This window comes from Ilumatobacter sp. (genome assembly GCF_965215205.1).
Lineage (GTDB): Bacteria > Actinomycetota > Acidimicrobiia > Acidimicrobiales > Ilumatobacteraceae > Ilumatobacter_A.
In genome coordinates, this window is record NZ_OZ244049.1 from 237,465 (window position 1) to 251,983 (window position 14,519).

10 protein-coding genes are annotated in these 14,519 nt (G+C 71.9%); 4 read left to right on the forward strand and 6 right to left on the reverse strand.

All coding sequences use genetic code 11. The features are described 5' to 3' along the window. Window positions 1-104: 104 nt before the first annotated feature. The 6 genes from ACOOHC_RS01320 to ACOOHC_RS01345 form a co-directional block, all read right to left on the reverse strand. Window positions 105-1,970, reverse strand: a complete 1,866-nt coding sequence (locus ACOOHC_RS01320) for a 4Fe-4S dicluster domain-containing protein (RefSeq protein ID WP_420452209.1) — start codon at window positions 1,968-1,970, stop codon at window positions 105-107. 68 nt (window positions 1,971-2,038) lie between these two features. Beyond that, window positions 2,039-3,232 (reverse strand): adenosine deaminase, encoded by a 1,194-nt coding sequence (add, locus tag ACOOHC_RS01325; protein ID WP_420452210.1) that lies wholly within the window; start codon window positions 3,230-3,232, stop codon window positions 2,039-2,041. A 124-nt stretch (window positions 3,233-3,356) separates the two neighbouring features. Beyond that, window positions 3,357-4,511, reverse strand: a complete 1,155-nt coding sequence (locus ACOOHC_RS01330) for an amidohydrolase family protein (RefSeq protein ID WP_420452211.1) — start codon at window positions 4,509-4,511, stop codon at window positions 3,357-3,359. Further along, on the reverse strand, window positions 4,498-7,128 hold the full coding sequence (locus ACOOHC_RS01335; RefSeq protein WP_420452212.1) for a molybdopterin-dependent oxidoreductase: 2,631 nt from the start codon (window positions 7,126-7,128) through the stop codon (window positions 4,498-4,500). The genes ACOOHC_RS01330 and ACOOHC_RS01335 overlap by 14 nt, the downstream gene beginning before the upstream one ends. Window positions 7,129-7,152: 24 nt before the next feature. Next, window positions 7,153-8,277 (reverse strand): N-carbamoyl-D-amino-acid hydrolase, encoded by a 1,125-nt coding sequence (locus ACOOHC_RS01340; protein WP_420452213.1) that lies wholly within the window; start codon window positions 8,275-8,277, stop codon window positions 7,153-7,155. Next, window positions 8,274-9,521: a Zn-dependent hydrolase gene (locus ACOOHC_RS01345; protein WP_420452214.1), complete on the reverse strand. Its 1,248-nt coding sequence runs from the start codon at window positions 9,519-9,521 to the stop codon at window positions 8,274-8,276. Before ACOOHC_RS01345 ends, ACOOHC_RS01340 begins: the two co-directional genes overlap by 4 nt. Before the next feature lie 98 nt (window positions 9,522-9,619). Between ACOOHC_RS01345 and ACOOHC_RS01350 the strand changes: the two genes are divergently transcribed. The 4 genes from ACOOHC_RS01350 to ACOOHC_RS01365 all read left to right on the forward strand — a co-directional run bounded on the left by ACOOHC_RS01350 (window position 9,620) and on the right by ACOOHC_RS01365 (window position 14,491). Beyond that, window positions 9,620-10,225, forward strand: coding sequence for a histidine phosphatase family protein (locus tag ACOOHC_RS01350; protein ID WP_420452215.1), 606 nt, complete (start codon window positions 9,620-9,622; stop codon window positions 10,223-10,225). A gap of 290 nt (window positions 10,226-10,515) precedes the next feature. Beyond that, a complete protein-coding gene (locus ACOOHC_RS01355; protein ID WP_420452216.1) occupies window positions 10,516-11,292 on the forward strand; it encodes a dienelactone hydrolase family protein in 777 nt (258 codons plus the stop codon). A gap of 168 nt (window positions 11,293-11,460) precedes the next feature. Beyond that, window positions 11,461-13,194 carry an N-acyl-D-amino-acid deacylase family protein gene (locus ACOOHC_RS01360; protein WP_420452217.1) on the forward strand — a complete coding sequence of 578 codons (1,734 nt, stop codon included), beginning with the start codon at window positions 11,461-11,463 and terminating at the stop codon, window positions 13,192-13,194. A 100-nt stretch (window positions 13,195-13,294) separates the two neighbouring features. Beyond that, on the forward strand, window positions 13,295-14,491 hold the full coding sequence (locus ACOOHC_RS01365) for a low temperature requirement protein A (protein ID WP_420452218.1): 1,197 nt from the start codon (window positions 13,295-13,297) through the stop codon (window positions 14,489-14,491). Window positions 14,492-14,519 lie beyond the last annotated feature (28 nt).

Genomic DNA, 14,519 nt, shown 5'->3' on the forward strand with positions numbered 1-14,519 from the left:
CCCCTGTTTCGGCCGTGTGAACGCCTCGAGCCGCCCCGTCGGCGTCGAGCGATCCGTCGAACGGGAGGGGCCGGTCCGGTCGAGCCGGCGCGACGGCCGGGGCCTCAGTCGGGGGACGACGTCGGGAGCGGGAGCCCCCCGTCGGAGGTCAGCACGGTGCGCAGGCGGGTCACCTCGGACCCGGCGCCGTCGGTGGCCGTGATCCCCAGCCCGTCGCCGTCGTCGGACGCGAGGTCGAGCAGGAAGCGCGGTCCCGTGGCGGCCTCGAAGCGCGACTCGTCGAGGTACAGGCGGGGCTTGACGATGGCCGGGTCGCCTTCCTCGGGGCAGAACGTGAGGCAGTTGCCGCACTCGTTGCACAGCTCGCTCAGCAGGAGGTACTGCTGGCGACCGGGTGACTCGACGCCGGCCGCCTCCAGCTCGGCGGAGAGCGAGTCGGGGGTGGGGACCTGGAAGAACGCGTCGTTCGGGCACACCGTGACGCAGAAGTTGCACGCCACGCAGCCCCACATCTGCAGCGCGTGGTCGACGCTGCGCGGCAGCTTGGAGTTGCCGTCGAGGTGGTAGTCGCCGAGGTCGGGTCCGGTCACGGCGGCGAGGTGGGCGGACGCGCTGTCGCGGTGGCCGCTGGCCCGGGCGGCGTCGAGCCCGGCCGAGCGGAACCCGTCGAGGTCGGTGGCGCCGGCCTCGACCACGGCGCTCGACAGCGCCTTGAGCATCGGTGCGAGCCGTCCGTACCCACCCGGCTGCAGGAGGTCGCTGCACACGCTCGCCGGCCGCACGCCCATCGCGATCGTGTCGGCCACGTTCCCCCGGTTCACGCCCGCGGAGAAGCTGACCATGATGTCGCCGCCGCCGCCGGGAGCGTCGGCGTCCGCGTCGTCGCCGTCGTGGCCGGGGATCCGGAGGCGTCCGGGCAGGGCGCCGGCCAACCGCTCGAGCACCGCGGTGGCGAGCACGTGCAGCGGTGCGCCCGACAGGTACATCGTGTCCTCGGGCATCCAGCCCTTCGTGTTGGCCACGACCAGGGTGTTGGTCAGCTTGATCCCGAACCGGTGACCGGCGCCCAGCGCGTGGCGGTGGAGCTCGTCGATCAGGGTGATCGCACGGTCGAAGGGGAGGTCGTCGTCGAACGCCGACGGCACCAGCTCGACGTCGCCGTACCCGAGGGTGTCGTGCACGATCTCGGCGACGCGCTCGGGCCCGAGCAGGGTCGGGTTGAGCTTGACGATGACGTCGATGTCGTGGCGATCGATCAGGTGCTTCGTGATCGCCTCGATCTCGTCGGGCGGGCAGCCGTGGAACGTCGACAGGGTGATCGTGTCGGAGATCGCCGTCGGGAAGTCGAGGTCACGGAAGCGGGCGAACGCGCCGTGTTCGGGGATCTGGGACCGGAGCCGCTCGATCTCGTCGGTCGCGTCGGCCATCGCGTCGATGAAGCCGGCGACCTTGTCGGAGCGGATGCCCTCGAGGTCGTATCCGACCGACATGTCGAACACGTGGGGCCCGGGGCCGCCGTCCTCCTCACGACCCACGAGGTCGGCGATCGGCTCCCACCGCCGGAGCATCTCGATGATCATCCACGCCTTGACGTACTCCTCCAGGCTCGCGGAGACCGTGAGCTCCTGGCTCCACTCGATGTTGTAGCCGACCGTCTGCATGTCGATGCACGGGCGGGCGATGTCGAGATCGTCGAGCACCTGCACCGTCTTCAGCTCGAACAGGCGCGACCCGCCGAGCCAGGCGAGGACGATGTTCTGGGCCATCTGGCTGTGCGGACCGGCCGCTGGCCCGATCGGGGTCGCGGCACGGCGACCGAGGAAGTCGAACGACAGGTCGACGTCGGGGTCGGGCTTCCAGAACCGTGCGGTCACCAGGTCGAAGATCCGACCGCGGGTCTCCCACTCGTGCTCGATCCGCGCGAGGAGCGCCGGCAGGGACATCGGTGTGAGCGGGGGTGTCTGGTCCATCGCGATCCCGACTGTACGAACTGGCCGGCTCGAGCGCCACGGGGGAGCTCCGCCGGCTCCCCCGACCGTCAGCCCGCCGCCGCCGCCACCCGCGACCGGGCGTCGGCCGCCGCCGCCCGCGACCGGGCGTCGGCCGCCGCCGCCCGCGACCGGGCGTCGGCCGCCGCCGCCTTGATCTCGGCCATCAGCACGGTCGCGTCGCCCGAGTCGAGCCACGAGGCGCGCACTGCGTCGAGCGCGAGCTCGACCATGTCGGAGGTGTCGTAGCCGTACGCGTCCGCGCACGCCGCGTACTCGGAGTCGAGGTCGAGACCGACGAGCGCCGGGTCGTCGGTGTTCAACGTGGCGAGCAGGTCGGCGTCGCGCATCGCCGGGAACACGTGGTCGTCGAGGTCGGCGACGAGGCTCGGGTTGATCCGCACGTTCGCGCTCGGGCACACCGTCAACGGGATCTGCTCGTCGGCGAAGCGTGCGACGAGCTCGGGATCCTGGAAGATCGAGATGCCGTGGTCGATGCGCTCGCACCCGAGGCCGTCGACCGCGGCGCGGATCGCGGCGGCCGGCGAGCTCTCGCCCTGGTGCGCGGTGCGTCGCAGCCCCGACCGACCGGCCATCTCGTAGGCCGAGGCGAACGACATCGGGTCGATGCCCAGCTCGGTCGAGTCCATCCCGATCCCGACGACGCGATCGGCTCCGGGCGCTCCGCTGCGGCGCAGCTCGACCAGGCGCCCGACGTGGTCGTCGGCGATGGTCGGCCCGAAGTCCCGATCGATGTCGAAGATCAGGGTGCAGGTCGCCCCCGTGACCCGCTCGGCGACGGCGAGGCCGCTGTCGAGGGCGGCGACGATCCCGGCGAGGTCCTGCCCGGCGGCGAGGTGGCGCGACGGCGTGAAGAACGCCTCGCGGTGGCGCAGGCCGTGGCGGGCTCCGTCGCACATCGACTCGAACGCCAGGCGCTCCCAGTCGTCGGGCTCGACGAGCACCGACTGCACGAGCCAGAACACGTCGAGGAACCCGGTGAGGTCGTCGTAGTCGTACAGCGACGTCGGGTCGGGGGTCCCGATCTCGACGCCGTTCTTGGCGGCCAGATCGGCGACCGTGTCGGGGCGCATGGTGCCCTCGAGGTGGCAGTGGAGCTCGACCTTCGGGATCCACGTCCAGTCGACCACGGGGATGGGGACGGGGACGGAGGCGACGGGGACGGGGGCGGTCGGGACGGGATCGCCGGGACCGCGACGGTCGGACGGTCGGTCGTCGAGCACGCCGCGAACGGTAGGCGTGGCGCGTGTCCGGGGTGTTTCGCACCCGTGAAGCCCTCGCGCGTCGGCGCGTCCGCTCGGGTGGGAGCCGACCGACGCGACCGGCGCCGACGGGGGACGTGGCGGGTCAGGACCGCAGAGCGCGGTGCAGGCGCACCGCCTGCTCTCCCGCCTTCGCACGGATCTCGGCGGCGTCGACCCGCGTCGGCACCCCGTCGATCAGAGCCGGTCGGCCGCCGACGTGGACCTCGAGCGCGTTGATCGTCGGGGTGAACGCCACGTGCCACGCGTCGAGCGGCTCGTAGCTCCAGCGCACGAGGTCCTGGCCGGCCTCCGCGAAGAGGGTCTGGTTGTTCTGCAGCCAGGACCACGAGCTCTCGGGCGACGCCGACACGTCGTGGGCGCGATGGGCGAGGTGGGCGATCTGGAACTCGGAGAACATGTCGGCGCCGATGCCGTCGGTGCCCAGCGCCACCGGGTTCGCGAACCGGGAGGGATCGGCGTAGCCGACCGAGTTGTTCATGTTCGACCGGGGGTTGTGCACGATCGTCCCGCGCAGGCCGTGGTCGTCGGGGAGGTGGACGCCGTGGATCAGCAGCCAGTCGTCGCGGGTGAGGTCGCGGATCCGCTCGGGCGCGCCCACGTCGTCGATCCCCTCGGCGACGTGGACGTGGACACCGACCCCGTGCGACTCGGCGAGCTCCGCGGCCGCGGCGAGCTGGTCGTCGGTGCAGGTGAACGCGGCGTGGACGCCGACCATCCCGCGCCGCATCCCGGCGCCCTCGGCGGCGGGGTCGGCGGAGCGATCGGCAGCGCGGAGCTCGGACAGGTAGCGGTCGTTCTCGGCGAGGCCGCGTCGAGCCCCGTCGGGTCCGTGGCGGTCGGTGATCCCGTAGCAGGTGCTGACGCGCACCCCGACCTCGTTGCACGCGTCGGCGATCACGGTGAGCGACCCCTCGATCGCCTCGGGGGACTCGTGGTGGTCGATGATCGCCGTGCACCCGGCCTCGAGCGCCTCGAGCGCCGCGAGCTTGGCGGACCACTCGATCATGTCGTGGTCGAGGGCGCGGTCGATGCGCCACCAGACGTTCTCGAGGATCTCGTGGAAGCTGGTCGGGTCCTTCGGCGGCGGGGGCATCCCGCGGGCGAGGGCGGAGTACAGGTGGTGGTGGGCGCACACCAGGCCGGGCGTGGTGGCTCCCCACGCCTGCTCGATGTCGTCCAGATCGTCGCCGGACGCGCTCGCGCTGCGTGGCCGATCTCCGGGGTCAGGTCCAGGCACCCGCGCGCTCCCGGTTCGACTCGTTGCGCATCGGGAGCTCGGTGTGCCACTCGCCGGTGGCCCGTCGGATCGCGCCGGCCACCGCTCCGGCGGTCGGGACGAGACCGATCTCGCCGACCCCCTTGATCCCGTACGGGGAGTCGGGCTGCGGGGACTCGACGAGGATCACCTCGACGGGGGGCATGTCCTTCGGTCGGATGATGTCGAGGCTGCGCAGGTTGGTGTTGGTCGGGAACCCGCTCTCGTCGCACGGGAAGCCCTCGCTGAGGGCGTAGCCGAGGCCCATGTGCACCGCCCCCTCGATCTGGCCCTCGCACAGCATCGGGTTGACCGCACGCCCGACGTCGTGGGCTGCGACCACCTTCTCGACCTCGCCGGTCTCGGGGTCCATCACCACGACCTGGGCGGCGTAGCCGAACGTCGAGTGGATCACCGGGAACTCGACGCGGCCCTCCGCGAGGTCGGCCAGCGAGTCGGTCCAGTCGACGACGTACTCACCCTCGTAGTCGACGCCGGGGCGGCACCCGTCGGCCTTCGCGGCCTCGCACGCCGCCTTGACCGAGCCCGCCCCCATCAGGGTGCCGCGGCTGCCCGTGGTCTGGCCGGCACCGAGCTCGCGGGTCGTGTCGACGATCACGTCGATGCGCTCGGCGGGGATGCCGAGCTCCTCGATCGCGACCTGCTGGCACACGGTGTGCACCCCCTGGCCCATCTCGGTCCAGCAGTGGCGCACCTCGACGCGACCCGGGCCGTCCGCGGTGTCCTCGCCGTAGCGCAGGACCGCCTTCGCGATCTCGACGAAGCCGTTGCCGAGCCCGGAGTTCTTCAGCCCGAGGCCCATCCCGACGGCCTTGCCGGCAGCGAGCGCCTCGTCGTAGGCGGGCTTGACCGCGTCGAGGCACAGGCGTGCGCCGTCGCAGCCGTCGTCCATCTTCTGACCCGGGCCCCACACGGTGCCGGGGCGCACGACGTTGCGGCTGCGCATCTCCCAGCCGGTGATCCCGACCTGCTCGGCGAGGCGCTCGATGACGCCCTCCATCGCGAACTGGGCCTGGTTGGCGCCGAACCCGCGGAAGGCGCCGCACACCGAGTTGTTGGTGCGCACCGCGATCGCCTCGACGTCGACGTGGTCGAACAGGTACGGCCCGGTCGCGTGCCCCGCCGCGCGCTCGAGGACCTTCATCCCGACCGATGCGTAGGGCCCCGAGTCACCGATCATCCGGACCCGGATCGCGCTCAGCGCGCCCTCGGCGTCGCACCCGGCCTCGTAGGTCATCCGGATCGGGTGGCGCTTCGGGTGCATCAGCAGCGATTCCTCGCGCGACAGCGTGATCTTCACGGGTCGCCCGAGCGTCCAGGCGGCGAGCGCCGTGTGCGCCTGGTTCGACATGTCCTCCTTGCCGCCGAACGCTCCGCCGTTCGAGACGAGCTCGGTCGTCACCCGGTCGGTGTCGACGCCGAGCACGGCCGCGATGTCGTTCCGATCGTCCCAGATGCCCTGGCCACCCGAGTAGACGTGCAGCGACTCGGGCTCGTCACCGTCGGGCGCGCCGGGTGCCATCGTCGGCACGGCGAGGGTCGACTCGGGCTCGAGGAAGGCGTGCTCGATGCGCTGGGTCTGGAACGTCTCGCTCACCGTGTGGGCCGAGGCGGCGAGGGCCGCGTCGACGTCGCCGCGGGTGTACGCCGACGTCGAGAGGCGGTTGCCGTCGAGCTCCCAGACCGCGGGCTCGTCGCTGTCCACGACGCGCACCGGGTCGACCATCGGCTCGAGCACCTCGTAGGTGACGTCGACCGCCTCGGCCGCGGCGCGCGCCAGCTGGCGGGTGTCGGCGACGACCACGGCGAGCACGTCACCGAGGTAGGAGGTGCGCCCGCCCTCGGGGATCATCACCGGCCAGTCCTTGTGGATCAGCCCGACCCGGCGGGCGGCGGGGATGTCGTCGGCGGTGAGCACGGCGCGCACCCCGTCCATCGCGGCCGCCGACGCGGTGTCGATCGACACGACGTCGGCGCGGGCGTGGGCGCTGAGGTGGAGCGCGCCGTGGAGCATCCCCTCGGGGCGCATGTCGTCGATGAAGTCGCGGGTGCCGATCGACAGCTCGCGGCCCTCGTACTTGACCCCGCGCGACCCGACCCCGCCCGGCTGGACGACGACCGGGACGTCGTCGTGCGCCAGCGCCTCGACGGCGTCGAGCACCTTGATGTAGCCGGTGCAGCGGCAGAGGTGGGCGCCCATGTGCCGCGACGCCTGCTCGCGGGTGAGGTCCGTGCCGTGCTTGTCGATCAGCGCCTTGGTGCGCACCACGATGCCGGGGGTGCAGAAGCCGCACTGCAGCGCGCCGCACGCGGCGAACGCGTCGGCCATGCGCGCGACCTCCGCGGGGTCGAAGCCCTCCAGCGTCTGGACCTCGGCGCCCGCGGCCTTGTCCATCGACGTCTGGCAGGCGATGCGCGCCTTGCCGTCGATGAGCACCGTGCAGCAGCCGCACTGCCCGGTCGGGGAGCACCCGTCCTTCGGCGAGGTCACGTCGAGCTCCTCGCGCAGCGCGGCGAGCAGGTGGGGGTGGTCGTCTCGTGCGGTGACGGTCTCACCGTTAAGTTCGAACTGCGTCATGTCGGGCTCCGTCGGGGTGGGGGATCAGCCGGTCGGTCCGGGTCGGGCGTCGTCGAGGTGCGCCGCGGACCGCGCCCGGAGGTCGGCGACGTCGTCGGGCACGGGGACCGGGGCGCGCTGGGTGCCGGCGGGGGTCGCGAACTCGGGGCGGGCGCGGGCGCGGCTCTCGGCGAGCGAGCGCGTCGTCGGATCGGTGATGATCGAGTACATCTCCGGGCGGCGGTAGCGGTCGAAGTCGAACAGCGTGCTCTTGTACCGGTCGCACATGTCGAGGTCGCAGCGCGCGGTGACCAGCTCGTCGCCGATCGACGTCGCCTGCGCGACGATCTGGCCCGACGGGGCAATGATCGCCGTCTGGGCGAGCGACTCGACGCCCTCCTCGATCCCGCCCTTTGCGACTCCGACCACCCACGTCCCGTTCTGGTACGCGCCGGCCTGCATCACCAGGTGGTTGTGGAACGCCTGCAGCGGGTTCTGGGAGGGGTCGGGGGCGTAGTCGAGCGGGGTGTTGTAGCCGATGAGGATGATCTCGGCCCCCTGCAGCCCCATCACCCGGTACGTCTCGGGCCAGCGGCGGTCGTTGCAGATCGCCATCCCGACCCGACCCCCGAACGCGTCGTGGACGCCGAAGCCGTCCGACGACTCCTCGAAGTAGCGCCGCTCGAGGTGCTGGAAGCGGCGCCACGGCTCGTGCGCCTCGTGACCGGGGATGTGCACCTTGCGGTACTTGGCGACGATCCGCGACGTCGAGTCGACGAGGACGTAGGTGTTGTACCGGTGGCCGTCCGGGGTGAGCTCGGCGTACCCGAGGCAGAAGCCGACCCCGAGCCGCTTCGCCTCGTCGAACAGCACCTGCGTCGACGGGCCGGGGACCTCGGTCTCGTAGTAGGAGTCGAGCTCGGCGGTGTCCCCCGCGATCGGCCCCTCGCCGCCCTCGTCGAGGATCCACCGGGGGAAGAAGGTCGTCAGCGCGAGCTCGGGGAAGACGATCAGGTCGCACCCGTACCGGGCGCCGCGTCGCAGCAGGTCGAGGAGGCGCTCGACGACGTCGGCGCGCGTCGCGTCGCGTGCGATCGGTCCGAGCTGGGCGGCGCCCACCCACAGCTCGCGGGGCTCGTGGGAGACGTCGACGGCGGAGCGCGCGCTCACGCGAACTCCGTCTCGGCCAGCCGCAGCATCACGTCGAGCAGGACGTTCGCCCCCGCCTCGAGGTCGGCCGGGTGGGTGAGCTCGTCGACGTTGTGGCTGATCCCGTCGACGCTCGGCGTGAAGATCATCGCCGTCGGGCAGATGCGCGCGAACATCTGCGCATCATGGCCCGCGCCCGACGGCATCCGTCGGTGGTCGAGCCCGTGGTCGTCGGCGACCGTCGCGACGAGGTCGACCACGCGGCGGTCGAACTCGACCGGCGCGAACCGGGCGAGCGAGCGCGCCGCGACCTCGACCCCCTCGTCCGCCGCGGCCCGGGCGACGAACTCGGCGAGCTCGTCCTCGGCGTCCGTGAGCACCGCGTCGTCGGTGTTGCGCAGGTCGACGGTCATCGTCACGGTCGACGGGACCACGTTGACCAGGTTCGGGGTCGGGGCGATCACCCCGCAGGTGCCGACCTGGGTCCCGCCCAGGCGGCCGGTGAGCTCGCGCACGAAGAGGTTGACGCGCGACGCGACCACGCCGGGATCGCGCCGCAGGCGCATCGGCGTCGTCCCGGCGTGGCACGAGCGACCCGTGAGGGTGAGCTCGGTCCACGAGATCCCCTGCACCCCCTCGACCGCGCCGATCCGCAGACCCGCGTCCTCGAGCACCGGGCCCTGCTCGATGTGCAGCTCGACGAACGCGTGAGGTGCCCGGCCCGGGATCGGCGCGGTGCCGCGGTAGCCGATGCGGTCCAGCTCGGCGCCGACCGACGCTCCGTCGCGATCGGTGATCTGGAGGGCCTCCTCGATCGGCATCCCGCCGACGTACACCAGGCTGCCGAGCATGTCGGGAGCGAAGCGGGCGCCCTCCTCGTCGGTGAACCACGCGACGGCGAGTGGGCGGGCGAGCTCGATCCCCTCGGTCATCACGGTCTCGATCACCTCGAGGCCCGCGAGCACCCCGAGGTTGCCGTCGTAGCGCCCACCGGTCGCGACGGTGTCGATGTGCGATCCGGTCATCACCGGCGCCCGCCCGCTCGGGTGGGGCATGGTCGCGACGACGTTGCCGATCCCGTCGACCTCGACGTCCAGGCCGAGCTCGTCCATCCGGGCTCGCACCAGGTCGCGGCCGTCGCGATCGGCGTCGGTCAGGGCCAGTCGGCAGCACCCCGTGGTCCCCTCGATGGCGCCGATCCGACCGAGCTCGAGCAACCGTCGCAGGAGCCGGTCGCCGTCGACTCTCGGGATGGTCCGGGGCACCGGACGGACAGTACCAGCGGAAGTTTTCGGGCCTGTTTCGGCCGCTCCCGTGCTGCGCGGGGGCGCCGGCGCGGCGGGAGGTGAGCGAGGATGGGCCGGTGGGCACCCAACTCCTCGTCATCCGCCACGGTGAGACCGAGTGGTCGCGCTCGGGGCGCCACACCGGCCGGACGGACATCGAGCTGACCGACCGGGGCCGCGACGAGGCACGGGCGGCGGCTCGCACCCTCGCGGGCTGGCACCTCGAGCGGGCGTACACGAGCCCGCTGGCGAGGGCGCGCGAGACCGGTCGACTCGTCGATCCGTCGTGCGGTCTGGTCGTCGACGACGACCTCGTCGAGTGGGACTACGGCGACTACGAGGGCGAGTCGACGCCCGCGACGCGCGAGCGGATCCGCGACTGGTCGGTGTGGACCCACGAGATCGTCGGTGGCGAGTCGGTCGAGGCGGTGGGCGAGCGCGCCGACCGCTTCCTGGCCCGCCTCGAGGCCGAGGTCGCCGACGGCAATGCGGTGGTGTTCGCGCACGGCCACCTCCTGGCGATCCTGATCGCGCGCTGGTGCGGGTTGCCGGCGGTCGAGGGTCGGCGCTTCGCGCTCGCGACGGCGACCGTCAGCCTGCTCGGGAGCCACCGCGAGGACCGCGTGATCCGCGCCCTCAACCACCGCGCCGGCGCCGTCCTCGACCCGCCCTTCCGCACCTGACCCCGAGTCACTTCCCCGTCAGACGGATCCGATACTCGAACGTCTTTCGAGTGCCGTTGAGTGCCGTTGGCGTCTGACGGATTCGGTACGAGTGTCGTCGGCGTCTGACGGATTCGGTACGAGTGTCGTCGAGTGTCGTCGAGTGTCGTCGAGTGTCGTCGGCGTCTGACGGATTCGGTACTGGCGGATTCGGTACTGGCGCAGGTGTCGTCGGCGGACCGTCGGAGCCCCTCGGATGGGGGCGGCGTCGGATCGGGTCCACGCCGGCAGCGGGACGTACGGTCTCGTGCATGGACATGGGACCCGACGACGAGCCCGAGGTCGACGAGCGCATCCTCGACACGACCACCGACGACGGCGAGATGGCGGTGCTCGTCAAGCAGCCCGTCGGACCAGCACCCGACGGTGGGGAGTGGCCGGTGGTGCTGATGTTCCACGACGGCCCCGGCATCCGATCAGCGACCCACGTGTTCATGCGCCGGCTGGCGAACGCGGGCTACCGGGTGGTCACGCCCGACCTGTACCACCGCCACGGCCGCCTCCTGGGCGTCGAACCGGAGATGCGCGACACCGACCCCGACGTCGGAAGGGCGATGCGCACCTGGCTCACCTCGCTGACCGACGACGGGATCCAGCACGACGCCGACCGGGCTCTGGTCGCGGCCGGTGTCGATCCGTCGACCCCGATCGCGACGATCGGTTTCTGCCTCGGCGCCCGCGCGGTGTTCCGCCGGATCATGTCCGAGCCGGACCGGGTGGTCGCCGGGGCGACGTGGCACCCGTCGTTCCTGGTCGATGACGGCGAGGACTCGCCGCACCGCACCGCGAGCGAGATCCCCGTTCCGCTGTACCTCGCGATCGGCGAGGCCGACGAGGTGCAGTCCATCGCGATGCACCGCGACTTCCTCGACGCGGTGGAGCCTGTCGACGACGTGACGGTCGAGACCTTCGAGGGCGCCGACCACGGCTTCACCTGGCCGGACCACCCGACCTACGACGAAGCCGCCGCGACCCGGGCATGGGAGGTCACGACCGACCTCTTCGCTCGCTCCTTCGCCGACGCCTGAGTACCGATTCCGTCAGACGCCGAGGAAACCTCGCACGAGTACCGATCGCGTCAGACGCCGAAGACACTCGCACGAGTACCGATTCCGTCAGACGCCGAGGAAACCTGCGCGGTGCTCGATCGGCTCCCGGGGCCGACGGCGAGTGCTCGGACGCGCGACGATGGGCGGATGCACGACCTCGTCATCCGCAACGGCTCGATCGTCGACGGGACGGGGGCGACACCGAGATCGGGGTGCGACATCGGCATCGACGGATCGACGATCACCGCGATGGGCGACGACGTCGGCCCGGGGCGACGCGAGATCGACGCCACGGGGATGATCGTCACCCCCGGTTTCGTCGACATCCACACCCACTACGACGGCCAGGCGACGTGGGACGGCGACCTCGCGCCGTCCACGCCCCACGGCGTCACGACGGTCGTGATGGGCAACTGCGGCGTCGGGTTCGCGCCCGCCAAGCCCGACGAGCACGACTTCCTGATCGAGCTGATGGAGGGGGTGGAGGACATCCCCGGCGCCGCGCTGAGCGAGGGCATCTCGTGGAACTGGGAGACCTTCCCCGACTACCTCGACGAGCTCGAGCGCGGCGAGTACGCGGCCGACGTGGCGGCGATGATCGCCCACGGCCCGCTGCGCACGTACGTGATGGGCCGACGCGGCGCGGACAACGAACCGGCCAGCTCCGACGACATCGCGGAGATGGCGGCGCTCGTCGCCGAGGCGATGGAGGCCGGCGCGATGGGCTTCTCGACGAGCCGCACGATCGGCCACCGCGCGATGAACGGCGAGCCGGTCCCCGGCACGTTCGCCGCGGAGGACGAGCTGTTCACGATCGGGCGCGCGATGGCGCGCTCGGGCAAGGGCGTGTTCGAGGTCGCGCCCGCCGGGCTCGCCGGCGAGGACCTCGTCGCCCCGCGCAAGGAGATCGACTGGATCTGCCGACTCGCCGACGACATCGGGCGGCCGGTCACCTGGCTGATGCTCCAGAACCTCGTCGAGCCCGACGAGTGGAAGCAGCTGATGGAGCTGTCGCAGGAGGCCCAGGACGCCGGCCACCGGGTCGTGCCCCAGGTCGCCGGTCGACCGTTCGGCATCCTCATCGGGTTGTCGACGAAGCACCGCTTCAAGGACGTCCCGAGCTTCGCCCCCCTGCGCGACATGACCTTCGCCGAGCAGGCCGAGGCGATGGCGGACCCCGAGCTGAAGGCACGCCTGATCGCCGAGTCGAACGCCGCCGTGGAGGCGATCCGCGAGACCGAGCCGCTGTCGTACCAGGTGGTCACCGGCTACGACCGTCAGTACCTGCTCGGCGATCCGGTCGACTACGAGCCGACCGCGGATCGCAGCATCGCGGCGCTCGCCGGGGCGAACGGGACGGACCCCGTCGAGGAGCTCTACGAGCGGCTGCGCGAGCGCGACGGGCGGGCGATGATCATGATGCCGTTCCTCGGCTACGCCCACGGCAACGGCGACGCGCTGCACGAGATGCTCACGCACCCGGCCGCCGTGCTCGGGCTGGCGGACGGCGGAGCCCACGCCAACTTCATCTGCGACGCCTCGACCCCGACGTGGATGCTCACCCACTGGGTCCGCGACCGCACCCGGGGTCCGCGGCTCGCCATCGAGGACGTCGTGCGCAAGATGACCGCCGACACCGCAGCGCTGTTCGGCTTCGTGGACCGCGGCGTGCTCGAGGTGGGCAAGCGGGCGGACGTCAACGTGATCGACCTCGACCGGCTCACCCTGCGCGAGCCCCACCTGGTCGCGGACCTCCCGGCCGGCGGGACGCGGCTCCTGCAGGAGGCCGAGGGCTACGTCGCCACGATCGTGGGCGGACAGGTCACGCGTGAGCACGACGAGTTCACCGGCGCTCGCCCCGGGCGGCTCGTGCGCGGATGATCGCGTCGCTGGATCGCCCGGATCCGGTCCGCCCCTCCGTCGACGACCGCGTCGAGCCCACGTCGCGTCGGCGTGAGCGGGACGCGATCACGTTCGGTCCATGAGAGGTGTCGAGGTCCCACCGCCGGATGACGACTTCACCGCCGATCCGGTCGAGCTCTTCTTCGATCTGGCGTTCGTGTTCGCGTTCTCGCGCCTGGTCTCCGTCGTCGTCCACGAACCCACCTGGGCCGGGGTCGGGGAGGTCGCGCTGCTGCTGACGTTGATCTGGCTGCCGTGGAGCCAGTTCACGTGGTCGGCGAACGCGGTCGCCGGCAACGCCCGCCCGATCCGCGCCCTGTTCCTGGTCGGCACCGTGGCGAGCGTGCCGATGGCCGCGTCGGTGACCACGGCGCTCGACGGGGGCGGCCCCACGTTCGCGATCCCGCTCGCGGGGATCCTGTCGCTCGCGCTCGCCACGATGATCGCCGGTCTGCCCGACGAGCACGAGGCCCGCAGCGCGATCCTGCGGTACTCGATCCCGAACGCGATCGCGATCGTGGTGCTCGTCGCCGGCTCGTTCCTGCCTCGAGAGGCTCGGATCGTCGCCTGGATCGCCGCCGCGGTGATCGTGATCATCGGCACCGTGCGGGCCGGCGGTGAGGAGTGGCTCGTTCGCCCGGGCCACTTCGCCGAGCGGCACGGGCTGATCATCATCGTCGCCCTCGGCGAGGTCATCGTGGCGGTGGGTGCGCCCCTCGTCGAGCGGTTCGAGGCGGGGGAGGGGCTGCCCGCGACGACCCTGGTCTCGATGACGGCGTCCGGGGCGTTCGCCTGCCTGATCTGGTGGGGGTACTTCGATCGCGTCAACCGATCGCTCGAGCACCGCCACGACGAGCACTCGGATCACGTGGAGCGGGGCCGGTTCGCGCGCGACGTCTACACGTACGCCCACCTCCCGATCGTGGGCGGCGTGATCTTCATGGCGGCTGCGCTCGAAGAGGTCGCGCTGCACCCCGACGAGGCGCTGCCCGTCGAGTTCCGGTGGTTGTTCGTCGGAGGCATGGCGCTCGGCGTCGGCGGCATCGTCGCCGGGGTGTGGCGGGCGTTCGGGATCGTGGCGCACGAGCGGATCGTCGGGGTCGCCGTCCTCGCCGTCGTCGTCGTCGTCGCCGGGTCGATCGACGGCGTCTGGCTCGTGGTCGTCATCGACGTGGTGCTGCTCGTGGCGCTCGTGATCGAGCACGTGCGCATCGAGGGGGTGCCGCGGTCGATCGCTCGCGACCCGTCGCGCTCGGGCGAACCCGCGGCGGTCTGACCGCGCCACCCGGGCCGTGAGGCCCCTC

Coding starts and splice junctions, on each gene's coding strand:
- ACOOHC_RS01320 (WP_420452209.1), bottom strand. CDS start 1,970: ATGGACCAGACACCCCCGCTCACACCGATGTCCCTGCCGGCGCTCCTC.
- ACOOHC_RS01360 (WP_420452217.1), top strand. CDS start 11,461: ATGCACGACCTCGTCATCCGCAACGGCTCGATCGTCGACGGGACGGGG.
- ACOOHC_RS01365 (WP_420452218.1), top strand. CDS start 13,295: ATGAGAGGTGTCGAGGTCCCACCGCCGGATGACGACTTCACCGCCGAT.
- ACOOHC_RS01335 (WP_420452212.1), bottom strand. CDS start 7,128: ATGACGCAGTTCGAACTTAACGGTGAGACCGTCACCGCACGAGACGAC.
- ACOOHC_RS01355 (WP_420452216.1), top strand. CDS start 10,516: ATGGACATGGGACCCGACGACGAGCCCGAGGTCGACGAGCGCATCCTC.